The sequence below is a fragment of the Comamonas sp. C11 genome (assembly GCF_024496285.1).
Lineage (GTDB): Bacteria > Pseudomonadota > Gammaproteobacteria > Burkholderiales > Burkholderiaceae_C > Comamonas > Comamonas testosteroni_F.
This window is the reverse complement of the sequence record NZ_CP101743.1, coordinates 3,902,839-3,925,704: the sequence shown is the minus strand read 5'-3', so window position 1 is coordinate 3,925,704 and position 22,866 is coordinate 3,902,839. Positions and strand designations below refer to the sequence as shown.

The 22,866-nt window shown below is 62.3% G+C and carries 17 protein-coding genes and 1 riboswitch; of the genes, 7 read left to right on the top strand and 10 right to left on the bottom strand.

Features of this window, described 5'->3' with window-relative positions:
- Nucleotides 1–53: 53 nt before the first annotated feature.
- Nucleotides 54–1,484, bottom strand: coding sequence for an FAD-binding oxidoreductase (locus tag NOX35_RS17955; protein ID WP_182283523.1), 1,431 nt, complete (start codon nt 1,482–1,484; stop codon nt 54–56).
- 145 nt (nt 1,485–1,629) lie between these two features.
- On the opposite strand from NOX35_RS17955, the gene NOX35_RS17950 reads away from it, so the two are divergent.
- On the top strand, nt 1,630–2,583 hold the full coding sequence (locus NOX35_RS17950) for a LysR family transcriptional regulator (RefSeq protein ID WP_182283522.1): 954 nt from the start codon (nt 1,630–1,632) through the stop codon (nt 2,581–2,583).
- Here NOX35_RS17950 and NOX35_RS17945 read toward each other — a convergent pair.
- On the bottom strand, nt 2,570–3,085 hold the full coding sequence (locus NOX35_RS17945; protein WP_003063757.1) for a DUF2069 domain-containing protein: 516 nt from the start codon (nt 3,083–3,085) through the stop codon (nt 2,570–2,572). The genes NOX35_RS17950 and NOX35_RS17945 overlap by 14 nt on opposite strands.
- Nucleotides 3,086–3,615: 530 nt before the next feature.
- Here NOX35_RS17945 and NOX35_RS17940 point away from each other — a divergent pair.
- Nucleotides 3,616–4,899 carry a YihY family inner membrane protein gene (locus NOX35_RS17940; RefSeq protein WP_232538268.1) on the top strand — a complete coding sequence of 428 codons (1,284 nt, stop codon included), beginning with the start codon at nt 3,616–3,618 and terminating at the stop codon, nt 4,897–4,899.
- A gap of 102 nt (nt 4,900–5,001) precedes the next feature.
- Here NOX35_RS17940 and NOX35_RS17935 read toward each other — a convergent pair whose 3' ends face one another.
- Nucleotides 5,002–5,358 carry a DUF962 domain-containing protein gene (locus tag NOX35_RS17935; protein WP_256494209.1) on the bottom strand — a complete coding sequence of 119 codons (357 nt, stop codon included), beginning with the start codon at nt 5,356–5,358 and terminating at the stop codon, nt 5,002–5,004.
- Nucleotides 5,359–5,609: 251 nt separating this feature from the next.
- Here NOX35_RS17935 and NOX35_RS17930 point away from each other — a divergent pair, with 251 nt between their 5' ends.
- Nucleotides 5,610–6,422, top strand: a complete 813-nt coding sequence (locus tag NOX35_RS17930; RefSeq protein WP_256494208.1) for an alpha/beta fold hydrolase — start codon at nt 5,610–5,612, stop codon at nt 6,420–6,422.
- Here the strand turns inward: NOX35_RS17930 and NOX35_RS17925 are convergent.
- Genes NOX35_RS17925 through NOX35_RS17910 form a run of 4 tightly spaced genes read right to left on the bottom strand, consistent with a single transcriptional unit; the run spans nt 6,408 to nt 10,963 of the window.
- Entirely contained in the window at nt 6,408–7,295 is an 888-nt protein-coding gene (locus NOX35_RS17925) for a PoNe immunity protein domain-containing protein (protein ID WP_256494207.1), read from the bottom strand. The two genes, NOX35_RS17930 and NOX35_RS17925, sit on opposite strands and share 15 nt — an antisense overlap.
- A gap of 17 nt (nt 7,296–7,312) precedes the next feature.
- The gene (locus NOX35_RS17920; protein WP_182283517.1) at nt 7,313–8,122 is read right to left on the bottom strand and encodes an alpha/beta fold hydrolase; all 810 of its coding nucleotides are present in this window, start codon (nt 8,120–8,122) and stop codon (nt 7,313–7,315) included.
- Nucleotides 8,123–8,150: 28 nt separating this feature from the next.
- The gene (locus tag NOX35_RS17915; protein WP_256494206.1) at nt 8,151–9,650 is read right to left on the bottom strand and encodes a DUF4303 domain-containing protein; all 1,500 of its coding nucleotides are present in this window, start codon (nt 9,648–9,650) and stop codon (nt 8,151–8,153) included.
- A 14-nt stretch (nt 9,651–9,664) separates the two neighbouring features.
- Nucleotides 9,665–10,963: an O-acetylhomoserine aminocarboxypropyltransferase gene (locus NOX35_RS17910; protein WP_256494205.1), complete on the bottom strand. Its 1,299-nt coding sequence runs from the start codon at nt 10,961–10,963 to the stop codon at nt 9,665–9,667.
- Nucleotides 10,964–11,217: 254 nt separating this feature from the next.
- On the opposite strand from NOX35_RS17910, the gene NOX35_RS17905 reads away from it, so the two are divergent.
- The 3 genes from NOX35_RS17905 (at nt 11,218) to NOX35_RS17895 (ending at nt 14,874) form a co-directional block, all read left to right on the top strand.
- The gene (locus NOX35_RS17905; protein ID WP_182283514.1) at nt 11,218–11,670 is read left to right on the top strand and encodes a CBS domain-containing protein; all 453 of its coding nucleotides are present in this window, start codon (nt 11,218–11,220) and stop codon (nt 11,668–11,670) included.
- A 220-nt stretch (nt 11,671–11,890) separates the two neighbouring features.
- On the top strand, nt 11,891–12,988 hold the full coding sequence (gene aroC, locus NOX35_RS17900) for a chorismate synthase (RefSeq protein ID WP_182283513.1): 1,098 nt from the start codon (nt 11,891–11,893) through the stop codon (nt 12,986–12,988).
- A gap of 50 nt (nt 12,989–13,038) precedes the next feature.
- Entirely contained in the window at nt 13,039–14,874 is a 1,836-nt protein-coding gene (locus NOX35_RS17895) for a bifunctional UDP-sugar hydrolase/5'-nucleotidase (RefSeq protein WP_256494203.1), read from the top strand.
- Between the two features lie 131 nt (nt 14,875–15,005).
- Here NOX35_RS17895 and nrdR read toward each other — a convergent pair whose 3' ends face one another.
- From nrdR to NOX35_RS17880, 3 genes are all read right to left on the bottom strand, one after another.
- Nucleotides 15,006–15,488 (bottom strand): transcriptional regulator NrdR, encoded by a 483-nt coding sequence (gene nrdR, locus NOX35_RS17890; protein WP_087081895.1) that lies wholly within the window; start codon nt 15,486–15,488, stop codon nt 15,006–15,008.
- Nucleotides 15,489–15,509: 21 nt separating this feature from the next.
- Nucleotides 15,510–16,757 (bottom strand): serine hydroxymethyltransferase, encoded by a 1,248-nt coding sequence (gene glyA, locus NOX35_RS17885; protein ID WP_256494202.1) that lies wholly within the window; start codon nt 16,755–16,757, stop codon nt 15,510–15,512.
- A 35-nt stretch (nt 16,758–16,792) separates the two neighbouring features.
- Nucleotides 16,793–16,947: riboswitch (ZMP/ZTP riboswitch) on the bottom strand.
- A gap of 115 nt (nt 16,948–17,062) precedes the next feature.
- On the bottom strand, nt 17,063–17,896 hold the full coding sequence (locus NOX35_RS17880; RefSeq protein WP_182283511.1) for a lytic transglycosylase domain-containing protein: 834 nt from the start codon (nt 17,894–17,896) through the stop codon (nt 17,063–17,065).
- Between the two features lie 870 nt (nt 17,897–18,766).
- On the opposite strand from NOX35_RS17880, the gene NOX35_RS17875 reads away from it, so the two are divergent.
- The gene (locus NOX35_RS17875; RefSeq protein WP_256494201.1) at nt 18,767–22,663 is read left to right on the top strand and encodes a DUF748 domain-containing protein; all 3,897 of its coding nucleotides are present in this window, start codon (nt 18,767–18,769) and stop codon (nt 22,661–22,663) included.
- Nucleotides 22,664–22,866 lie beyond the last annotated feature (203 nt).

The window sequence follows — 22,866 nt, the reverse complement described above, 5'->3', positions numbered from 1 at the left end:
ATGCAAAAAGCCCTGCACAGCAATGCAGGGCTTTTTGGTCGGCGATGCCAGGATCAGCCGCGCGTCAGCACCACGCCGGGGTTCATGATGCCCTGCGGGTCCAGTGCCTGCTTGATGGCGCGCATCATCTGCAGGGCAACAGGGGATTGGTATTTTTCGAGCTTGTCCGTCTTGAGTGCGCCCACGCCATGCTCTGCCGAGAACGAGCCGCCGAAGGCGTCCACGGCCTCGTAGACCAGGTGGTTGACCAGGGCCTCCTTGTCGCGCAAAAAGGCCTTGCCGTCCTCGCCCTCGGGTACCTGCACGTTGTAGTGCAGATTGCCGTCGCCCAGATGGCCGAAGTTGACCAGACGCACGCCGGGAATCTCGCGCTTGAGCACGGCGTCGGCATGCTCGACAAATGCGGGAATGCGCGAGGCGGCGACCGAGATATCGTGCTTGATGTTCAGGCCTTCCTCGGCCTGGGCCAGGGGAATGCTCTCGCGGATATGCCAGAGGTCATGGGCCTGGGTCAGGCTTTCCGCCACCACGGCGTTGACCACGCAGCCGTCTTCAAAGGCCAGCTCCAGCAAGTGCTCGAAGCGCAGGCGCGCATGCTGCTCGGACTCGCTGTCGCTGTTCTCCAGCAGCACGCAGTAGGGTGCTTCGTCGCCCATGTCGGCAAAGGGCACGCGCAACTGCGGCATGTGCTTGACGACCAGGCTCAGCGCAAACTGGCCCATGACTTCAAAGCCCGTCAGTCCTGCACCCAGATGCTGGTGCGCCAGACCCAGCAGGCGCACGGCGGCTTCCATGGAGGGGACGGCGGCAAAGGCCGTGAGCTGGGCCGCTGGTTGCGGGAACAGCTTCATGGTGGCGGCGGTGATGATGCCCAGCGTGCCTTCGCTGCCGATGAACAGATCGCGCAGGTCGTAGCCGGTGTTGTCCTTGCGCAGGCCCTTGAGGCCGTCCCAGATCTCGCCCTGGGGCGTCACCACTTCCAGGCCCAGGCACAGATCGCGGGTGTTGCCATAGCGCACCACCTGTGTGCCGCCGGCGTTGGTGCCCAGATTGCCGCCGATCGTGCAGCTGCCTTCGGCGGCCAGCGACAGCGGGAACAGCAGGCCTTGCTGGTCGGCCAGCTCCTGCAGGTTCTGCAAAATGCAGCCGGCTTCGACGGTGAAGGTCAGATTGTCCTTGTCGATATGGCGCACGGCGTTCAGGCGCGTGAGGCTGAGCACGACCTGCTGGCCGCTGTCGTCGGGGGTGGAGCCTACGGAAAGCCCGGTATTGCCGCCCTGGGGCACGATCTGTACGCCGGCTGCAGCGCATGCCTTGACCACGCCTGCCACTTCGGCCGTGTTGCCGGGACGCACCACGGCCAGGGACTTGCCGTGCACGCGCTTGCGCCAGTCCTGTTCGTAGGCGCTGAGGTCGCCGTCGGTCAGCACATGGGTGGCGCCCACAATCTGGCGCAGGGATTCAAGCAAAGCGGTGGAAGTCATGGCAAGCAGGCCGCAGCAGGGGCGGCAGAGAGGGGAGACAGACGGAAATCCTAAGCCAGGCAAGGGGGGCGGCTGCAGGAAAACCATGAAGCCCCAAGCGTAGAGCATGGCAGACTACGGGACAATCGAAATAAATTGCTTGGTTATGCCGGTTTTTCCGAATAATGTCAGCCTGCGCCAGTTGCGCGCCTTTGACGAGGTGGCGCGCCAGGGCGCATTTGCCCCAGCGGCACGCGAGCTGTGCCTGACGCAGTCGGCCCTGTCCGAGTCCATTCGACAGCTGGAAGATGCCCTGGGCCTGCGGCTGTTTGACCGCACCACGCGCACCGTGGGGTTGACGGCCGCCGGTCAGGCCTTCTTGCTCGATGTGCGTCAGGCTTTCGAGACCCTTGAGCAGGGCTTTCAGAATCTTGGCGATCTGGCCGCTCTGCGCCGCGGCAAGGTGCGCATTGCTGCCGCTCCGTCGGTGCTGGCGGTGTTGCTGCTACCGGTGCTGCCAGCCTTGAGGGCCCGGCATCCGGGCATCGAGGTCGACTTGATCGAGGACAGCGCCGAAGGCATCGCCCAGCGCGTGCAGGCCGGCAGCGTGGATTTCGGCGTGGGAGCGGCGCACCCGGCAGGCGGCGATTTGCTGACCCAGCCGCTGATCAGCGATGCCATGGGGTTGGTGGCCAGGCTCGATGAGCCTTTGCTGCAGGCGGGGCGGCTGACGGCGGCCGATCTGGCCCAACTGCCTCATCTGGCTTTTGTGGGGCTGACCACCGATACCGCCATCAGCCAGTTGCTGGCTTCGGCCCCGGGCATGCCGCAGAACCTGCTGCAGACACCGCTGCGCCTGTCCAATCCGCAATTGCTGTTCGAGGCCGTGAGCCTGGGTCTGGGTGTCAGCATCGTTCCGGCGCTGACGGCGCGCCATCCCTTGCTGGGTCTGCAGGGCGACCTGGGCTTTCGCCTGCTGGACGAGCCGCGCATTCTGCGCCGCACGCTGCTGATTCAGCGTCCGCGCCGTGCGCTGTCGCCGGCCGCCCAGCTGCTATTCGATGCGCTGGCGGCGCAGGTGCGGACGCTGGCGCAGTTTGAAGGCATCACGCCTGATTGAGCCGGGCCGCCTTGACGGCACGCTGGCGCAGGCGTACATGGGCTGCGCAGGCGATGAAGAGCAGCACGCACAGCGCCACCTCTGCCAGCGCCAGCCAGCGGCTGGGCGCGGCATCGCTCCATGCCCGCACCACGCCTTCGGTGAAGTAGAGCCACACCAGCAGGCTGAGCCAGCGATAGGTGTACATGCGGCGCTTGAGCAGGCCGATCACGGCAAACGCCAGCGGCAGGGCCTTGAGAAACAGCCAGGTGCCGCCTTCGCGCAGCGGTGCCAGCCATAGCTCCCAGGCCACGCACAGCAGCATCAGTGCCAGCAGGCTGCCCACGGCCAACCAGCGCGTGGCGGCCACGTCGGAGCCGGGCTGCTGGATTGGTGAAGAAGTGTTTTCGGCGGCTTGGGGCGAGAGGGCGTCGGTCATAGCAGTGGCATCATATCGGTCATGCCAGCTCTGTTTGAATCCGGTTGTTTTGTTTTGCGTTCTGCGCTTGATGTTGCGCAGCACCCGTCCTCCTTTTGCGTTCGTGAAGGAGCGCCGTCATGAAGAAAAACGAGCGTGCCGGCTTTTGGGCTGCGCTGGAAGGCAAGGCACAGCAAGCCAGGCCGGTGACGGAAGATCGGGACCGTGCGGCATCGCCGGCGTCGGCGGCCTCACCTGCTGCAGCCGAGCTCAGACAGTTCGAGCAGCGCCAGGAACCCAGCCTCGATGGTCCGGGCCTACCGCTGGAGCCGGTGTTCGAGCCCATGCCCGATCTTGGCAACGATTCGGCCCGGCCCGAATCCGTGCCAGCTCCTGCCGTATCGCCTGCGGCGGCATTCAGCACGGGAGCTCAGGGCTGGACCAGCTCTTCAATGCCGAATGCAACGCAAGCCCAGGATCAAAAAGCGATGCATGCTTCTGTTTCAGGCACAACAGACAGTCCTGGCGACAGCTCGGAGCGCGTTGCCGAGAGCCTGCGCAGCAGCAGACTCGACAAGGCCAGGGCGCTGGCGGCTAGCTGCAAGGATCTGGCCGGGCGTATCCCCAAGCCCCAGATGCCCAGCCAGGAGGAACTCAAGACGGCCTTGCGCCGCAGGAGCCGCCGTGCGCAGCAGCGCCTGCGTACCTTCCCCTGGCACAACACGGCCCAGGTGCTGCTGGCGCGCTTCAAGGAAGACCGTCTGGGCGTGACCGCCAGCAGTCTTACTTTCACATCGCTGCTGGCGCTGGTGCCGTTTTTTACCGTGGCGCTGGCCTTGTTCACGGCCTTCCCGATCTTTGGCAAGGCGCAGAAGGTGCTGGAGCGCTGGCTGATGGACAGCCTGATTCCCGAGACCATTGCGCGCCAGGTGCTGGGCTATCTCACGCAGTTCGCCTCCAAGGCCAGTCAGCTGGGCCTGGTCGGCTTCTCCATCCTGATGGTCACGGCCCTTGCGCTGATCCTGACCATCGACCGCACGCTCAACAACATCTGGCGCGTGCGCCAGTTGCGGCCGCTGGGCCAGCGGGTGCTGATTTACTGGGCTGCCATCACGCTGGGGCCGCTGCTGCTGGGCCTTAGCCTGGTGCTGTCGTCCTATGTGATGTCGGCGTCCAAGGGCCTGGTCAATGCACTGCCCGGCAGCCTGCGATTTGTCTTTGATTCCATAGAGTTCGTGGTGCTGGCCGCAGGCATGGCCGGGCTCTACCACTATGTGCCCAACACGCCGGTGCGCTGGCGCCATGCCTTGGTGGGGGGCGTGTTTGTGGCCGTGTTCATGGAAGTGGCGAAGAAGGTGCTGGGTCTGTATCTGTCATCGGTTCCTACCTACTCGGTGATCTACGGCGCGTTTGCCACGCTGCCCATTTTGCTGATCTGGATGTATGTGGCCTGGAGCATTGTGCTGCTGGGGGCGCTGGTCACGGCCTATCTGCCCACGGTGCTTGCCGGGGTGGAACGGCTGACAGGACATCGGGGCTGGCAGTTCGAGCTGGCCGTCGAGGTGCTGCAGTGCCTGGCCAAGGAGCGTGAGCTGCCGCACAAGGGGCTGTATGTGCATCAGCTATCGCGGCGCCTGCGTGTGGAAGCGTCCCAGATTCAGCCCGTGCTGCAGGCGCTGGCCAAGCTCGACTGGGTCGGGGCCGTGCAGCCGCCCGATGCCTATGTGTCGCTGGAGAGCACCGAGCCGCGCTATGTGCTGCTGGTCGATCCGCATGCCACGCGGGTCGAGCCCCTGGTGCAGAGCCTGTTGCTCGAGCCTTCAGAGGCCGTGCGGCCGCTGTGGCAGCGTGCCCAGCTCGATGCCATGACCGTAGCCGAGCTGATTGCCGTGCCTGGAGGAAATATTCATAGAGTTTGATGGCGGTGGGAGGACATCTATGAATATCTGCACTCAAGGCCGGACGGCCGATTCGCTGCCCGCAAAGCAGGCCAGCGGGCACGCTTCGGAGGGGAAGTGGCACTACATCTTGGTGCGTCCCAGCAAGATGTCGCGCCACATCATCCAGTCGCCCAGAAAGCTGTAGAGCGGGCGCTTGAAACTGGCGGGCTTGTTTTTCTCAAAGCCGAAATGCCCGACCCAGGCAAAGGCATAGCCGCAGATCAGGCCTGCGAGCAAATACCACCAGTCGCCCGTCAGGAACAGCGCCAGCAGAAACACCAGCGACAGGCTGGTGCCGATGAAGTGAAGCCGCCTGCAGGTGGCGTTGCTGTGCTCGCCCAGGTAGAAGGGGTAGAACTCGGCAAAGCTCTTGAACTGGCGCGGGTCCACGCTGGCCTTGGCAGCGCCGTCCGGCTCTGAGGTCGTGGTCTGTGACATGGCAACCCCCGGTGAAGTGGATGCTGTTTTTATACTGCCGACCGCATGCTCAGGCCAGCGGGTTAGCGAGTGCTGCAAGTTGCGGTCGGAGGTCTTCGTCACCTGAACGACAGGCTATATACGGCAAGACTGCTCAAAATCGGCCAGATTTGCCATCTTTGCGGCCACTCCAGCTTCTGGCCGAGCTGCCATGAGCGGTCTCTTGCTAAGGTAGCCGCACATCTCATCGCCATTCAACCCAGACCCTGCCCATGCTTGACGACACCATGCCGCCCGTTGTGATCAGCTCCAGTGAAACCCGTGTTCAGGCGCCCGGCGGGCAGCTCCATGTCAAACGCTGGCAAGCGCAGGACGGGGCGGCCAGGGCGCCGCTGGTGCTGATGCACGACTCTTTGGGCAGCGTGGATCTGTGGCGCGAATTTCCCGCGCAGCTGGCCGCGGCCACCGGGCGTGAAGTCATTGCCTATGACCGCCTGGGCTTCGGCCATTCAGACCCCAATCCGCATCGGCTTGAACCGAGTTTTGTGGAAAGCGAGGTCGAGGCCGGCTTCACGCCGCTTCACCGGGCGCTGGGCCTGGGCGATTTCGTGATGCTGGGACACAGCGTGGGCGGTGGCATGGCGGCCATGGTGGCAGCTGTGTATGGGCGGCAATGCCAGGCATTGATTACCGAATCGGCCCAGAGCTTTGTCGAAGACCGCACCTTGCAGGGCATCAGGGCGGCGCGCGACAGCTTTGCCCAGCCCGGCCAGCTGGAGCGACTCGCTCGCTACCATGGCGACAAGGCAGCCTGGGTGCTGTCGGCCTGGGTGGACACCTGGCTGAGCCCGCCGTTTGCACATTACCGGCTGGATGCAGCCTTGAAACAGGTGCATTGCCCGGTGCTGGCGATTCACGGCGAGCTCGATGAATTCGGCTCCCTCGTGCATCCGGAGAACATCTGCACCTGGGCGCAGGGCCCTTGCGAGGCGGAAATCATTGCCGGCGGAGGCCATGTGCCGCACCGCGAGCTGCCCGAGCGCATCAGCAGCCGCATCGCCGCTTTTCTGTCAAGAATCGCCTGACTCTGTTTGAGCCAGTCGCCCGCGGGCGTAGTCGACCAGATCGGCCGGATAGTGGAGGCTGCTGCGCAGGGCGCTGTCATCCCAGTCGTAGAGCACGGCCAGGGCTGCGACCTCCAGCGCCCAGTAGCCCGTGCCCAGCCATGGGCCGCCTTTTTTCTGCTGCTTGGGCGAGAGCCTGTGAAACTCCTGGTACTGGGTTTGCAGATAGGGCAACAATGGGTCAGGCAGGGCTTCGAGCTGTTCAAAGAAAGGCTTCATGGCGCCATAAGGGCGTTTGTGGAAAAGCTCCTCGCTGACCTGCTGCAGCTGCAGACCGCCGGCGCACAGATAATCCAGCAACTGGTCCGTATCGAAGGCCAGTACATGCTCATCAATCGCCGGGACGTCGTCCTGAGCATCCAGCAGTGTGGCCAGTGACAGCAGGGTCACGGCAATAGCGTAATCATCAGTGCGTGTGTTGACTGGCGCAGCTACGCCATAGTCCTCGCCGGTTTCCTGCGCCATGCAGGCGCGTGCATGCTCTGCCACTGAGGCAGCGTCAATCCACAGCGCGGCCACTTCCTGGTAGATGGGGCGCAGCACATCGCCGCTCAGACCAAGATCGATGCCGTAGATCAGCAGCCAGCGCGCTTGCGCGCCTACTTCCTTCCATTTCCAGCAGTTTTCCAGTGCGGCATGTGCCTTGAAATCCTGGGGCGCTTTATAGCTGTCGCTGCCGGCAAAGCGCTTGAGCGTGCTCAGTGCCTCCTTCCAGTCGGCTTTTTTATCGCTCAGGTTGACATTGCGCCGGGGCTGCAAACCGGTCAGTGATATCTTGGCCCATTCGGCGCAGGCGGCAGCCAGTTGGCCGTGGTGCTGGAAGGTTTGGCTCATGGCCCAAGCTTAATGGCTCATGCAGCCAGAAAATCCCGAATCGCAAACAGCGTCGCGTCGGGCGACTCCGTCATCTGGTTGTGGCCATTTGGAATCACCTGCACCTTGACTGCTTTGCCCGCGCCTTTGGCGGCTTCTATCAAGCCTTTTGCGGCCTTGGGCGGTGTCATCTGGTCCTGTTCGCCCAGCACGAACAGAAGCGGGCAGGTGACCTGCGTCATGGCTGCTTCGCCACCTGCATAGCTGTCACAGGCCTTGAAGCCTGCATGCAGCAGATTCGTGCGAGTGTTGCTGGCCAGCACGCGGCGGCCCAGGGCCATGCCGGCGCCAAACACCCAGCTGCCTGCGCCATTGGGCGGTGCCAGCGTGGCGCGCGAGAAGGTGTTGACCATCTGTATGGCCTTCTCGGGCGTGTTCAGGGCCGACTCCAGCAGTGCGGGCGAGACCTTCATGGGAAAGGCCGTACCCACCAGCACCAGATGGCTGATGCGGTTCTTTAGCCTGGCCGCAGTCTCCATGGCAATCAGGCTGCCCCAACTATGGCCGATCAGTGCAGCTTGCTGCAGGTTTGCCGCATCCATCAGCGCGCCTATGAAGGCTGCTGCCTCATCGACGGATTCCGGTGCTTGGCCGCCGCTTTTGCAATGGCCAGGCAAATCGACGGCCAGTACGTTCCAGCCGTGATTGGCCATGTAGCGGCTTTGCAGCGCCCAGACACTGTGATCGCAGAGCACACCGTGGATGAAAATGGCCGTGGGCTTGGCCGCGTCGAAAGCCTTGCCGCCGGTGTAGGCGTAGATGTCTGCGCCTTGCACATTGATTTGCATGTTTGTCTCCGGTTCTGTTCTTTGTGGTTCAGCAGTGTTCACGCAGCCATTGCCGAGCCAGCTCACGTATGTTGTCGCAGGCATCGTGTTCGGCGGCATGCTCAATCGCAGCGCGCTGCGCTGCGCCGGCTTTTTTCCAATACCGCAGGCCCAGCATGGCCTGATAACGTACGTTTCCGTTGCTGTCGTGACTCAGGGCTTGTGCCAGTACAGGGGTGACGCGCCTGCCCGCGGCGGCACCAAGGCTTCGCTCTCCCATGATGCATGCAGCATGCACGCGCACCAGAGCGTGAACGGACTGCATAGCGCACAGGGCTTGCTCCAAATCCTCAACCCGAAGGCTGCAATAGCCGGTTCCGGGTGATAGCTCTTCATTCAGCGCCTGGGCCAAGGCCGGGTGCTTGAGGTCGAGCGCCCGCTCCAGAGGCGCGTAATCAAGGTGCAGGGCCGTGGTTCCCGGCTTGCTGTTCCAGGCGCGGTAGGGGTAGGCAATGCCTTGCGCGATCCTGTCCACAGGCACGGCCGTGGCGCCTATTTGCTGCTGCAGCCACTCCTGGTCGCCTAACGACCCCAAGGCACTGGCACACCAGCCTCGCTCGCTTTCTTCCCTGGGGCTGTGGACGGGGGCCTGAACCTGTTGACGCAGTGCAGCCAGTACCTGTTCGTCCCGGTAGGCCATCTGGGCCAGCAACATGGCCGCACGCCACTGTTTGCCGGGCCGAGTCAGCATGGGCAGCAGCGCATGAGCCACCTGGCGGTGATCCATGGCAAGCAGCGCAGTCTCGGCCTCTTCGCCCAGCAATTGCGCCTCTTTTCGGCTCAGTCCCAGTTCCGGGCGCCCGATCCCTTCAAGACAGCTCAGATGGTATTGCAGCTGTTGAGCGGGGGAGAGCGCGGCAACTCTGGCGCGTCTTTGCGCGTCCTGGTCATGGCTGGGAAACAATGCAAGAAAGCGTGCCTCCCCCATGCTCTCGCGTGCCATGGCTTCGCATTCCTGAGTGTCTTCCACATGGATCAGCACCGCAAACCCTGGAGTGAGCTGGCTGGCCCAGGGCGATTTTTGACAGGCTTTGGTCAGCTGCTTGCAGATGCGGATCAGCGCCTTGATCAGGTGCGCCTCGGTACGCAACCAGTGGGCAGGCGTGCTTTTATTGGCCTCGGCCAGCAAGGCTTGCTCCAGTTGCTGCAACTCCTGAGAGTCCGAGGCCGAATCCAGCTCTTCCCATTCCCAATCCGGCGGGTTCCAGCGCAGACTGCCCAACTGGCCGGTATCCAGGTCGAATTCGGACAAACGACCCTGCGGCTCAGGGGCATTCACCATCTGTGAATAGGCCTGCTCGCTGTTGGCAGACAGCGTGGGCAGGTAAATGGGGCCATCCTGCTCACGGTACAGGCCGTTCAGTGCCAGTGCGTAGATGCTCTCTTGAGGGTTAGCGGCAAGGAACGCCTGAGCATCTTGCCAGTAGATGCTGAATAAAGTCTGTTCAAACTGCTTCCAGTCCAGCGATGCAGAAGTTGTGGCAACCATTTTGTTCAGGTCTCTCAGACGGCTTTCTCGGCCGCCTTCAGTGCTCGCTTGAGGTCGTCGATCAGGTCGTCGGCGTCTTCCAGGCCGATAGACAGCCGGATCGTTCCCTGGCCGATGCCTGCCTGGGCCAGTGCCTCGTCGCTCATGCGGAAATGCGTGGTGCTGGCGGGGTGGATCACGAGAGAGCGGCAGTCGCCCACATTGGCCAGATGGCTGAAGACCTTCAGCGTCTCGATGAACTTCTTGCCCTGGTTGCGGTTGCCCGCAATGTCAAAGCTGAACACAGAGCCGGCGCCGCGCGGCAGCAACTTGTGCGCCAGTGCGTGGGAGGGGTGGGTCTCCAGCATGGGATGGCCCACGCGGCTGACCAGCGGGTGGCTGGCGAGGAACTGCACCACTTTCTCGGTGTTGCGCATATGGCGCTCCATGCGCAGCGGCAGGGTCTCTATGCCTTGCAGGATCAGCCAGGCGCTGTGCGGGCTCATGCAGGCGCCAAAGTCACGCAGGCCTTCGCGGCGCGCGCGCAGCAAGAAGGCTCCCGTGGTGGATTCCTCGCTGAATACCATATTGTGAAAGCCGTCATAGGGCTGGGTCAGCTCGGGAAAGCGCCCCGACTTTTCCCAGTCGAAGCTGCCGCCATCGACGACGATACCACCGATCACCGTGCCGTGGCCGGACAGGAACTTGGTGGCCGAGTGGTAGACGATGTCCGCGCCATGCTCGAAAGGCTTGATCAGCCAGGGCGAGGTGAGGGTGGAGTCGACCAGCAGCGGCACGCCGGCTTCGTGGGCGATCTGGCTGACGGTGGGAATGTCCAGCACATCCAGGCCGGGGTTGCCCACGGTTTCGCCGAAGAACAGCCTGGTGTTGGGGCGCACGGCGGCCTTCCAGCCATCGATGTCGCCGGGCTTGACGAAGGTCGTCTCTATGCCGAAGCGCGCCAGCGTGTAGTGCAGCAGGTTCTGCGAACCGCCATACAGCGCCGTGCTGGCCACGATATGGCTGCCCGCGCCCATCAGCGTGGCAATCGACAGGTGCAGCGCCGCCTGGCCGCTGGCCACGGCAATTGCGCCCACGCCGCCTTCCAGGGCCGAGACGCGCTGCTCGAGCACTGCGTTGGTGGGGTTGGAGATGCGGCTGTAGACATGGCCGGGTCGCTCCAGATTGAACAGGCTGGCCGCGTGGTCGCTGGATTCGAAGACAAAGGACGTGGTCAGATGGATGGGTACGGCACGTGCGCCGGTGGCAGGGTCGGGCTGAGCGCCTGCATGCAGGCTCAGGGTGTCGAAGCCGGGGTCAGAGTAGCCGGGCATGTTGTGTCTCCATGGCTGGTATTGATCGACGCAATGTGTGATTGAGCATGCAATCAAATATCAATTTGGTCGGATAGACGAATGAATATGTAGAAATTCATATGTTTCGTCATTGCTTTAGTTTTTCTCAATGCAAGCCATTGTGGGCTATATTTGTGCACGCACCTGCATTCTGAGCAAAGCGATGCCCCATGTGCTGACACATGCAGGACAAAAGCTGCCACAGCGTGCCAAACAGATTTCGGAGAACAGCAATGAAAGTTAGTGACATCCTGCGCGTCAAAGGCAATACCCTGTACACGGTGTCGCCCGATGAAAGCCTGGCTGCGGCGGTGCAGGTGATGTCGGAGAAGGACATCGGCTCGCTGGTCGTGATGGATCACGGCGATGTGGTGGGCATGCTCACCTTCCGGGAGGTGATTCAGGGCTTTGTGAAGACGGGCGGCGTGGAGAACATCACCGTGCGCGGCGCCATGGACGACGCGCCCATGACCTGCACCATGGAAACCGATATGGACGAGGTGCGCCGCATGATGCTGGATCGCCATGCGCGCTATATGCCCGTGATGGACAAGCGCATGCTGATGGGCGTGATCTCGCTGTATGACGTGGCCAAGGCCGTGGTGGACAGCCAGAACTTCGAGAACCGCATGCTCAAGGCCTATATCCGCGACTGGCCCGAGGGCGAGCGCCAGGGCGCCGAATAAGCCCTGCGACTGCTGCAGACCCCGCCGAGGCGGGGTTTTTCATGTCTCGCGCTGATGGGGGCGGCAGGCGGCGCAGTCCCAGCCCGCAGGCCGCCAGCACGACGAGCACGGACTGACCAGGGCCGAGGCCAGAATAAATGCAGGTCCGAGCCTGGTGAAAAGACTTCAGGCATGGCGGCGCTCAGCCGTCAATCATCACTTCAACGATAATCAGCAGCCTATGAGCGGCAATACCTTCGGCACAATTTTCACGGTCACCAATTTCGGTGAGTCCCACGGTCCGGCCATTGGCTGTGTGATTGATGGCTGCCCCCCGGGCATGGCCTTGAGCGAGGCGGATATCCAGCATGATCTGGATCGTCGTCGCCCTGGCACCAGCAAGTTCGTCACGCAGCGCAACGAGCCCGATGCGGTGGAGATTCTCTCCGGTGTGTACGAAGGCAGGACCACCGGAACGCCGATTGCCCTGCTGATCCGCAACACCGATCAGCGCAGCAAGGATTACTCCAATATCGCGCAGAGCTTTCGCCCCGGTCATGCCGACTACGCCTACTTCCAGAAGTACGGCATCCGCGACCCGCGTGGCGGCGGCCGTTCCTCGGCACGCCTGACGGCCCCTACCGTGGCTGCGGGTGCCGTGGCCAAGAAATGGCTCAAGGAAAAATTCGGCACCGAGTTCCGTGCCTGCATGACTCAGATTGGGGAGCTGCCCATAGGCTTCGAGAGCTGGGAGCATGTGCCCCACAACCCCTTCTTCGCGCCCGTGGCCGATGTGAGCCGTTTCGAGGAATACATGGAGCAGTTGCGCAAGAGCGGCGATTCCTGCGGTGCGGCGCTGCGTGTGAACGCCAGCAATATGCCGGTCGGCCTGGGCCAGCCCCTGTATGACCGACTGGACGCCGATATCGCCTACGCCATGATGGGCCTGAATGCCGTCAAGGCCGTGGAGATCGGTGCAGGCTTTGACAGCGTGGCCCAGCGCGGCACCACGCATGGCGATTCGCTGAGCCCCGAGGGTTTCCGCAGCAATAACGCGGGCGGAATCGTGGGCGGCATCAGCACCGGCCAGGATCTGGAAGTGCGCATCGGCATCAAGCCCACCAGCTCCATCATCACGCCGCGTGAGTCCATCGACGTGCACGGCCAGAGCACCGAAGTCATCACCAAGGGGCGCCATGACCCCTGCGTGGGCATCCGCGCCGCGCCGATCGCCGAGGCGCTGCTGGCGCTGGTGGTGATGGACCATGCGCTGCGCCACCGTGCGCAGAATGCCGATGTGGATTCGGGGCTGGCCCCGATTCCGGCATCGGCCACCTGACATCGTCCGGACCGCTTTGTGCGTTAAAACCTCTGACTCAGGAGAGTCCGATGGTTGCAACTGACAAAAAACCGGATCAACGCCAGTCTCGCGCCCTGTCGCCAGGCTGGCGTTGTGCTTTTCGCAAGGTCGCCGTCCCCCTTTGCGCTGCGCTGCTCGCGCTGGGCTTGAGCGCATGCAGCGGTGGCGTGACAAGGCCGGCCAGCATGGAGATCACCGTGCTGGGCTTCAATGACCTGCACGGCCATCTGGAGCCGCCCGGACTGGCGGTGACGGCGCAGAATGCGCAGGGGCAGAGCGTCGCCGTGCCCGCTGGCGGCGTGGCCTACATGGCCCGGGTCATCGCCCAGCGCCGTCAGGCCAGCCGCCATGTGGCGCTGGTCACGGCCGGGGACATGATAGGGGCTTCGCCCATGGTCTCGGCGCTGTTTCTCGATGAGCCGACGATTGAGGTGCTCAACCTTATGCGGGTGGACTTTGCGGCCACCGGCAATCACGAATACGACCAGGGCGTGGCCGAGCTGCTGCGCATGCAAAACGGTGGCTGTGAGAAGTTCACCAACAAGCAGCCATGCCAGATCAGCCAGCCCTTCAGGGGCGCGCAGTTCCCCTTTCTCGCGGCCAATACGTTGCGTGAAGACGGCCGGCCGCTGTTTCCGGCGACCGGGGTGAAGTTCTTCGAGCAAGACGGTCTGCGCATAGGCGTGGGCTTCATTGGCATGACGCTCAGGAACACGCCACATATGGTGCGGCCCAGCGGGGTCAGAGGGCTGACATTCGCCGACGAGGCACAGACGGCCAATGCGCTGATCCCCCAACTGAGGGCGCAGGGCGCCGATGTGATCGTGCTGCTGATCCATGAGGGCGGGGCCACCACTTCGGGCCTGCAGGACGATAGCTGCAAAGGCCTCTCCGGCGCCATTGTGCCGATTCTGGAGCAGCTCTCCGGCGAGGTCGATGTGGTGATTTCCGGTCACACCCATCGCTCCTATATCTGCGATTACGCCAGGGTGAATCCCCGCAAGCCGTTTCTGCTGACCAGCGCCGGCCAGTACGGCACGCTGCTGACAGAGGTCAGACTGACGGTGGATGCGCGCACCGGCCGCGTCAGCCGCAAATCGGCGCACCAGACCATCGTGCAGGGCGAGGGCTATCGCAGCGCCGGCAGCCAGGTGGGCTTGCAGCCCGAGTTTCCGGTCTTTGATGCCGATGCCGAAGTGGCGGCGCTGGTGGCGCGCTACAAGGCTGCGGCCCGGCCGCTGGCAGAGGCCGGCGCAGGGCGGCTGGCCGCTGCGGTCAGCCGCATGCCGCAAGCCAATGGCGAAAGCGTGATGGGGCGCATCGTGGCCGACGCCATACTCGCTGCCACGCGCGATGCCGCTGCGGGAGGGGCGCAGCTGGCCTTTGTGAATCCCGGCGGCGTGCGTGCCGACCTGGTGCCTGCGGGCGACGGCAGCGTGACCTATGGACAGTTGTTCAGCGTTCAGCCGTTCGGCAATACGCTGATGGTGATGAGTCTGACGGGCGAACAGATTCGCCAGGCACTGGAGCAGCAATTCGACAGCGGCAGCAACACCGTGAATGCGCCGCGCATTCTGCAGGTCTCCGAGGGCTTCAGCTACCGCTTTGACCGCAGCCAGCCCGCAGGACGGCGCGTGAGCGAGCTGCGCCTCGAGGGCCGGCGGCTCGAGATGTCGCAGCGCTACCGCGTGGGACTGCAAAGCTATCTGGGCAGCGGAGGCGACAACTTCAGCATCTTCACGCAAGGCATCGATGTGGTGGGCGGCATGCTGGATCTGGATGCCCTGGCCGGGCATGTGCGCGAGCAAAGCCGCAGCGGCCCGATGGCGCTACCTTTGAAGGAGCGCATCATGCGCGTTCATTAAGGAAGTTGGATAAAAATCTATCTGATATCCTTTGAATTATTGCGCTAGATACTCATAAATTCATAGCAAGCACCTGCCGTCAGGCACGCAAAACAAAAGCCACCCGAGGGTGGCTTTTGGCATGGCGGCGGTCAGGCCTGGGGCTTTCTGGCGGCCTTGGCCTTGGGACTGCGAACCTCATCCATGATGTTCTTGAAGTCGTCCACATCCTCGAAGCTGCGGTAGACGCTGGCAAAGCGGATATAGCCGACCTTGTCCAGGCCCTTGAGTTCATCCATCACCAGCTCGCCGAGGCGGCTGGAATCGATTTCACGCTGGCCCAGATTGAGCAGCCTGTCCTCGATGCGCTCTATGGCGGCATCGATGAGCTCGGTGCTCACGGGGCGCTTGCGCAGCGCGATCTGAAAAGAGCCTTGCAGCTTGGCGCGCTCGTATTCGATACGGCGGCCGTCTCTCTTGACCACGGTCGGAAAGCTGACCTCGGGGCGTTCGTAGGTCGTGAAGCGCTTGTCGCAGCCGCCACAGCGGCGGCGGCGGCGGATGAAGCCCCCGTCCTCGGACTCCCGGGTTTCAACCACTTGCGTGTCCGGGTGGTTGCAGAAGGGGCACTTCATGGCAGCTCAGCGCAGCAGGATTTACTTGCTGTAGACAGGGAACTTGGCGGTCAGCTCGGCCACCTTGGCGCGCACGGCTGCCAGATTGGCCTCGTCTTCGGGCTTGTCCAGCACATCGGCCACCAGATTGGCGGTGATGCGGGCTTCTTCCTCGCCGAAACCACGGGTGGTCATGGCAGGGGTGCCGATACGGATGCCGCTGGTCACGAAGGGCTTCTCGGGGTCGTTGGGGATGGCGTTCTTGTTCACGGTGATGTGAGCCAGACCCAGGGCCGCTTCGGCTGCCTTGCCGGTAATGCCCTTGGCGCGCAGGTCCACCAGCATCACGTGGCTTTCGGTGCGGCCGGAGACGATGCGCAGACCGCGCTCGGTCAGCGTTTCGGCAAACACCTTGGCGTTGTTCACGACCTGTTCCTGGTAGGCCTTGAACTCGGGAGTCAGGGCTTCCTTGAACGCCACGGCCTTGCCGGCGATGACATGCATCAGGGGGCCGCCTTGCAGGCCGGGGAAGATGGCGCTGTTGATGGCCTTCTCGTGCTCGGCCTTCATCAGGATCACGCCGCCACGGGGGCCGCGCAGGCTCTTGTGAGTGGTGGTGGTGACCACGTCGGCGTGGGGCACGGGGTTGGGGTACACGCCTGCGGCGATCAGACCGGCATAGTGGGCCATGTCCACCCAGAAGATGGCGCCGACTTCCTTGGCTATTCTTGCGAAGCGCTCGAAGTCGATGCGCAGGGCGTAGGCAGAAGCGCCGGCCACGATGATGCGGGGCTTGTGTTCACGGGCCAGTTCTTCGAGCTTGTCGTAGTCGATGGCTTCGTCGGCGTTCAGGCCATAGGAGACGGCCTTGAACCATTTGCCGGACATGTTCAGCGCCATGCCGTGGGTCAGGTGACCGCCTTCGGCCAGGCTCATGCCCAGAATGGTGTCGCCTGGCTTGGCAAAAGCCATCAGCACTGCCTGATTGGCTTGAGAGCCGGAATTGGGTTGCACGTTGGCGGCTTCGGCGCCAAAGATCTGCTTGATGCGGTCAATGGCCAGTTGCTCGACCACGTCCACATGCTCGCAGCCGCCGTAGTAGCGCTTGCCAGGGTAGCCTTCGGCGTACTTGTTGGTCAGCTGGGAGCCCTGGGCTTCCATCACGGCGGGCGAGCAGTAGTTCTCGCTGGCAATCAGCTCGATGTGCTCTTGCTGACGATGGTTTTCAGCTTCAATAGCTGCAAACAGTTCGGGGTCGACTTTCGCGACGGTATCGGTGCGTTGAAACATGGCAGTCCTGTGAACTTAGAAATTCCCTTGAGGCCAAGGGCTGCCCAGGCGAACGGCTGAAACGCTTGCAGGCTGCAGTCGCTGCGGCTCTGGGCGGTACGCTCCCCGGTGGTTCACAGACCTTGCAGTCTGCCGGATTCCACGTCAGCGGCAGAAAATTCTGCGCCTATCGCCAGTTGCGTACACCCGCTAGTGTAGCTGAGCCGGCATGGCTGCAGAGCCTATGCCCGTTTTTCCCGCAGGCCCTGGCCGGGGCATAAAAAAAGCTGGCCGCAGCCAGCTTGAGAAATGCAGGGATCTGCCGCTTAGAGGTTGGAGTTGGCCAGTGCCACTTGCTGAGCGTGAGAGACCTTGGTGGCTTCGTCGGACTTGGCCGTCATCAGCGGGCTGGCCTGCAGACCCACGCCCTGGCGCAGGCGCTGGTGTTCGGCAAGCACCTTGGCAGCATAGCCGCCGTCCGAAGGAAGATTGGCTGCGCCCACGTAATAGCGCAGGCCACCCTCGATGGAGCCGGCGCGTGCAATGCATTCCTTGAGCACCTTGACGCCGACCTTGAGATTGGTCACGGGGTCGAAGGCCGCGTGCTGGCCGCCAAAGCTTTCGTACTTGTCGGTGTGCACGGAAGTCATCACCTGCATCAGGCCCTGGGCGCCGACCGAACTTTGGGCAAACGGGTTGAAGCTCGATTCAATGGCCATGATGGCCAGAATCAGCGTCGGATCCAGCTTGTTGGCTTTGCCCTGGGCATAGGCTTCGCTGACCAGGGCGGCAATCGGCTCGGGTGCCACGCGGTACTTTTTGCTGAGCCAGTAGGCCACAGCCGCCTGCTCCTTGGGGAGGTTCTTGGGATTGACGGCCGTGGCGCGGTCGCTGGCGACGACGATGCTGGCGGAAGCGGGAGCTTCTTCGACATCGGCGGCGGCCACAACAGTGCTTGCGGGCAGGCGTGTGTCGAGCCACTCGCGCAGCTCGGTGGCGCCGGCCAGACGCAGGTCCGGACGAGAGATCAAAATCAGGGCCGAAATGGCCACGGCCAAGCCCAGCAGGGCGAAACCGTTGTGAGTGAGAGCAAGAAAACCGTGAGCCGTCTTATGGCCCAACGTTCGCGCGGAGGCGATTAATTTTCCTGACGCTGGCATAGCTTGTCCTTTCTTGGCTATCGCCCGAGGTCGCACCGGATCAATCTCGTGGTGCAACCAGGACAACTGGCCGATGAGGTTTGCTGCGGGCCGATTAAAAGCGCCCCTTGGGGCGCCGATCGGTCTGCTCAGTCGTGAGGCAGCGGAAACAAAAAACGCTCATTTCGAGCGCTGGCGGATTCTAGAAGCGCTCTAAATATTCAGTCAACACTAACAAGAATGCTTATTAGATTTTAAATTCATATAAAAACTGTATGAATGTACAGTTTGCTCAAAAAATTACAGCAAAAAATCACGGATTCAAGAGGTGTATACGCTCACATCGTTTTATTTGTCATCAAGGCGAAATAAAGTGCAAAAAGCCTGGTAGCCCTACACGAGCACAGATATAGTGAATCTGCCTGCACGTTGCAGGTGCTTGCCAAAGGAAAGGAAAAGCAAACTCCGCCGAGGCCTTTGATTCCATGGGCTGTTGGCACTTGCTCTTTATCTTCGCTTGAGGCACAAAAGGGAGCAATCGTTGCTTCCAGCGGCAAGGACCACACCCTCCTTGAACCGCGAAAAACGGCCCGGTCTGGTACCGGCCGTAAAGCCCGGAAGTCGGTTTCTCCACTTCCGGGCTTTGTCATTTCCGGCGATGTCTTTTTCTGCAGCGCATTGTTTGCATTTTTTCGCGCTCATCTGCCTCAGGCGGGTATTCCGATAGCGCAAACTTCTCCCTGGAAACGCCTCTTGCCTCTATCTATATATGGAGCGCAATCTAGATACACCAGGGTACGCTCAAGGTACAGTGGTGTTCCGGGTGCGTGGCGGGTCCCGCCCCTGAGAGTCTTGGAAGGCTTTCAATCTCTGCATCAATAACAATTGCCCATGTCCTTGCTCACATCGAATCGCTGGCTTCGTCGGCTGATCTGGTCTGTTCTTGCTCTTTTGCTGTTATGGCTGCTGCTCTGGGCAGTAGTGCCTTGGGTCGCCAAGAGTCAGCTGGAAAAACAGGCTTCCGAGAAGCTGGGGCGTGGCGTGCATGTAGGCAGGATCGAGTTTGCTCCCTGGGCCATGTCCATCACCTTGCATGATCTGGTGATTGATAAAGCTATAAAAAAAGTAGCTGATGGTTCCGATGCGGAAAGCATTTCAGAGCAAAAAGATCTGAAGTCGTCAGCGGAGCCTCAGCTGGAGATCAAGCGCATCTTCATCAATGCCAGTGCGCAGTCCTTGTTCAGGCTCGCTCCTGTGCTGGATGCAATCGAGGTCGATGCCCCGGTGGTGCGACTGACCCAGCATTCATTGGGCAGGCTCGATATCGACGATGTGATTGCCAGGCTCTCCGAGCCAGATAAGGAAGAGCCGTCCAAGCCCGTGAGCTTTGCGCTCTATAACATTGCATTGCGTGATGGCCGTGTCCAACTCAATGACGAGTTTGTGCAGCGCAAGCATGAACTCAAGGACTTGCAGCTGAGCATTCCTTTCATCAGCAATCTGGCGTCCAAGCGCGAGATCAAGGTGCTGCCGCATCTGGCTTTCGATCTCAACGGCAGCAAGTTCGACACGTCGGGCGAGAGCACGCCGTTCACCGAGACCCGCCAGACGGCGATGCAACTCAAATGGGAGCATATCGATCTGGCTCCTTACCTGGGTTATGTGCCTGCCAGCGTTCCCGTGCAACCCCTCTCTGGAGTGCTCGATACGGATCTGCAGATCAGCTTCGAGCAAAAAGACCAGCCTGTGGTCAGCATCAGCGGCAAGCTGGCCTTGAGCAATGTGGCATTGCAAGACCGCCAGAGTGCACCGCTGCTGAACTTTGAGGCGCTGGAGCTGCAGCTCCAGAATGCTCAGCCTCTGCAAAGCCAGATTGCGCTTGAGACTGTGCGCTGGGTCAACCCCGAGATTCATGCCAGCCGCAATGCGCAAGGCGTGATCAACTGGTTGGGGCTGAATGCGCCGTCCGCCGCTGCGGCAGCGCCCGCCGAGAATGCAGAACCTGAGTCTGATTCCCCCGGCGCCAAGGCTTCGGTCCAGGCGGGGGGCAAGGCCGAGACGCCCGCCCAGTCCCTCGCAGTGAGCGTGAAGCAGTTCGATATTGATGGCGCTACAGTGCATTGGAGGGATGCGGCTACAGGCGCGGCACCTGCAGCCCTGACTCTGGCCCCTTTGATGCTGCAGGCCAGGAATCTGGCTTGGCCCATGAATGCGCCTTTGCAATTGACGGCCACTGCGGGTCTGCAAGCGGCTGAGCAGGCCCGGGCGGAAGGGGCGGCCAGGCTGGTTGTGGATGGGGAAGCCACGGACAAAGCGGGCAAGCTCAATCTCAAGCTGCAGCAGATGCCGCTGCAATGGGTTCAGCCCTATTTGGAAGCGCACTTCAAGCCGCAGCTCAGCGCCATGCTGGGCACCGATGCCCGGATCTCCTGGGGTGAGGGCGGGGTGGTGGCGGAGGTGGCAGAGCTGACCGCCGACAAGCTGCAACTGCAGGACAAGCAGGCCCCTGTCAATATCGAGCAGATCAAGGTCAGCGGCGTTCAGGTCGATCTTGCTGCCCGGCAGGTGCAGGTGGAGGCCATTGCCGTACAGAAGCCGCAGCTCGCTGCTCTGCGTGATGCACAAGGGCACTGGATGTACGAGCGCTGGTTGCCCGTGGCGGCGCCTGCAGCCAAGCCTGCAACGAAGGACAGCAAGGCGGAGCCGGGCAAGCCCTGGTCGGTGAAGCTGGCAGCGATTGCCGTGGATGGTGGTGCGCTGCAGTTTCGCGATGCGGCACCTGTGCAAGGCGGGAATGCACGGCCTGTGCAGCTGGATGTGAGCGCATTGCGCGTACGCCTGGGTGCTTTCGAGCCTCTCGCAGCCAAGGCGGCGCCGACTCCGCTGGAGGTCTCGGCCCAGCTCGCTGCCGGTCGCCGTGTGCAAGCTGGTCATGTTCAGTTCAAGGGGCAGTTGGGTCTGACTCCCGTTTCGGCTCAGGGTCAGTTGCAGGCCCGTGCCGTGCCGTTGCATGCGCTGGAGCCGTATTTCGGTCACAAGCTCAATGTCGACCTGGTACGTGCCGACGGCAACTTCCGGGGCAAGCTTAACTATCTGGCCCATGCCAAGGGGCCGCAGCTGTCTGTGTCGGGCGATGTGGAACTCAACGACCTGCGCGTACGCTCCACGCTTGCAGCTCCGGTGCAGGAGGAGGTGGGCAAGCCCAGTACCGCCAAGGGCGCGCTGACGGCGGTGCTCAATGACTCCACGGCAGACCGTGCCAAGGCACTGGCCGCGCGCACAGGCCTGGGCCTGGGCGATGATTTGCTGGCCTGGAAAACACTGGTCGTGCGCGGCCTGGACCTGAATATGCAACCGGCCCAGCCGCTGCGAGTGAGCGTGCGCGAAACCGCGCTGAGCGACTTTTTTGCGCGCGTCATCGTGCAGCGCAACGGCCGTATCAATCTGCAGGACATCCTGAAGACCGAAAAATCCGAGGAGTCCGTCGCGCAGAACGAAGAGGCTAACGCCAAGGCGGCTGCCGGCGAGAAGCCCGAGCTCGGCAAGCCCGTGGCCGAGCCTGCAAAGCCCGAAGATGCGGGCCCCGCGCCCATCATCAAGGTCGGGCCCATTGTGTTGACGGGCGGCAAGGTACAGTTCTCCGACTACTTCATTCAGCCCAACTACTCGGCCGATCTGAGCGAGCTGACCGGCCGTCTGAGCGCCTTCTCTTCGCAGGCTCCTGCAGGCCAGGTCGAGCCGCAAATGGCCGATCTTGAAATCAAGGGCAAGGCCCAGGGCACGGCGAAGCTCGATATCAGCGGCAAGGTCAACCCGCTGGCCAAGCCTCTGGCGCTGGATGTGCGCGCCCAGATGAATGACCTTGAGCTGTCGCCGCTGTCGCCATACTCCATCAAGTATGCGGGCTATGGCATCGAGCGCGGCAAGCTCTATATGGATGTGAACTACAAGGTGCAGCCTGATGGGCAGCTCACGGCGTCGAACAAGCTGGTGCTGCGCCAACTGACCTTCGGCGACAAGGTGGAAGGCGCGCCCGCATCGCTGCCCGTCAAGCTGGCTGTGGCCCTGTTGTCCGACCGCAACGGTGTGATCGATCTCGATGTGCCTCTGAGCGGCTCGCTCAACGACCCGCAGTTCCGTCTGGCGCCCATCATCTTCAAGGTGATCGGCAACATCATCATGAAGGCCGTGACTGCGCCGTTTGCGCTGCTGTCGGGAGCGTTCTCGGGTGGCGACGAGTCGGGCGCAGTCAACTTTGCTCCGGGCAGTGCCAAGCTCGACGGCAAGGCCCGGGAGCAACTGGCCAAGATCGTCAAGGCACTCAATGACCGCCCGGCGCTCAAGATGACGGTGGTGGGAGAGTCGCGTGAGGCCGAAGACAAGGAGGCCTGGAAGATTGAAGAGCTGGATCGTCTGCTGCTGGCCCAAAAGCGCCGCAACGCGATTCGCGAAGGCAAGGGGGGCGACGAGGTGATGGAGTTCAGCGAAGCCGAGCGCCCAGCTCTGCTCAAGGCCGTTTACGGTCGTGCCGACATCAAAAAGCCCCGCAACATGGTCGGAATGGCCAAGGACCTGCCTGCTGACCAGATGACGGCGCTGCTGGTGGCCAGCATCAAGGTGCCCGACGATGCCATGCGCGAGCTGGCGTTGGCGCGCGGCGTGGCTGTGCGGGACTATCTGGCAACGCAACAGCTGCCGCTGGAGCGTCTGTTCCTGGGAGCTCCAAAGCTGGATGTGCAGGACAAGGACTGGACGCCACGTGCCCAGTTGAGCCTGTCTGCGCAGTGATGAAAGTGCTGCGAAACGCCTTGCGATTTCGCATTTTTTGGCTTGCCTTTAAATAAAGGCGAAAATACCGGTTTGCCCAGGTGCTCATGTGCCTGGGCTTGCGCTTGGAAAGTCTGCCCTCATGTGGGTTGGCACCGGCCTGTTGCAGCGTTGACTGCGCTGGCTGCCAAGCATTTTCTGACCCTTACATGACATCTATTTCT

What these genes read in the sequence shown, in the direction of transcription:
- NOX35_RS17955 (WP_182283523.1), bottom strand. Translation starts at nt 1,484, where the DNA reads ATGACTTCCACCGCTTTGCTTGAATCCCTGCGCCAGATTGTGGGCGCC.
- NOX35_RS17950 (WP_182283522.1), top strand. Translation starts at nt 1,630, where the DNA reads ATGCCGGTTTTTCCGAATAATGTCAGCCTGCGCCAGTTGCGCGCCTTT.
- NOX35_RS17940 (WP_232538268.1), top strand. Translation starts at nt 3,616, where the DNA reads ATGCCCAGCCAGGAGGAACTCAAGACGGCCTTGCGCCGCAGGAGCCGC.
- NOX35_RS17935 (WP_256494209.1), bottom strand. Translation starts at nt 5,358, where the DNA reads ATGTCACAGACCACGACCTCAGAGCCGGACGGCGCTGCCAAGGCCAGC.
- NOX35_RS17930 (WP_256494208.1), top strand. Translation starts at nt 5,610, where the DNA reads ATGCTTGACGACACCATGCCGCCCGTTGTGATCAGCTCCAGTGAAACC.
- NOX35_RS17925 (WP_256494207.1), bottom strand. Translation starts at nt 7,295, where the DNA reads ATGAGCCAAACCTTCCAGCACCACGGCCAACTGGCTGCCGCCTGCGCC.
- NOX35_RS17920 (WP_182283517.1), bottom strand. Translation starts at nt 8,122, where the DNA reads ATGCAAATCAATGTGCAAGGCGCAGACATCTACGCCTACACCGGCGGC.
- NOX35_RS17915 (WP_256494206.1), bottom strand. Translation starts at nt 9,650, where the DNA reads ATGGTTGCCACAACTTCTGCATCGCTGGACTGGAAGCAGTTTGAACAG.
- NOX35_RS17910 (WP_256494205.1), bottom strand. Translation starts at nt 10,963, where the DNA reads ATGCCCGGCTACTCTGACCCCGGCTTCGACACCCTGAGCCTGCATGCA.
- NOX35_RS17905 (WP_182283514.1), top strand. Translation starts at nt 11,218, where the DNA reads ATGAAAGTTAGTGACATCCTGCGCGTCAAAGGCAATACCCTGTACACG.
- aroC (WP_182283513.1), top strand. Translation starts at nt 11,891, where the DNA reads ATGAGCGGCAATACCTTCGGCACAATTTTCACGGTCACCAATTTCGGT.
- NOX35_RS17895 (WP_256494203.1), top strand. Translation starts at nt 13,039, where the DNA reads ATGGTTGCAACTGACAAAAAACCGGATCAACGCCAGTCTCGCGCCCTG.
- nrdR (WP_087081895.1), bottom strand. Translation starts at nt 15,488, where the DNA reads ATGAAGTGCCCCTTCTGCAACCACCCGGACACGCAAGTGGTTGAAACC.
- glyA (WP_256494202.1), bottom strand. Translation starts at nt 16,757, where the DNA reads ATGTTTCAACGCACCGATACCGTCGCGAAAGTCGACCCCGAACTGTTT.
- NOX35_RS17880 (WP_182283511.1), bottom strand. Translation starts at nt 17,896, where the DNA reads ATGCCAGCGTCAGGAAAATTAATCGCCTCCGCGCGAACGTTGGGCCAT.
- NOX35_RS17875 (WP_256494201.1), top strand. Translation starts at nt 18,767, where the DNA reads ATGTCCTTGCTCACATCGAATCGCTGGCTTCGTCGGCTGATCTGGTCT.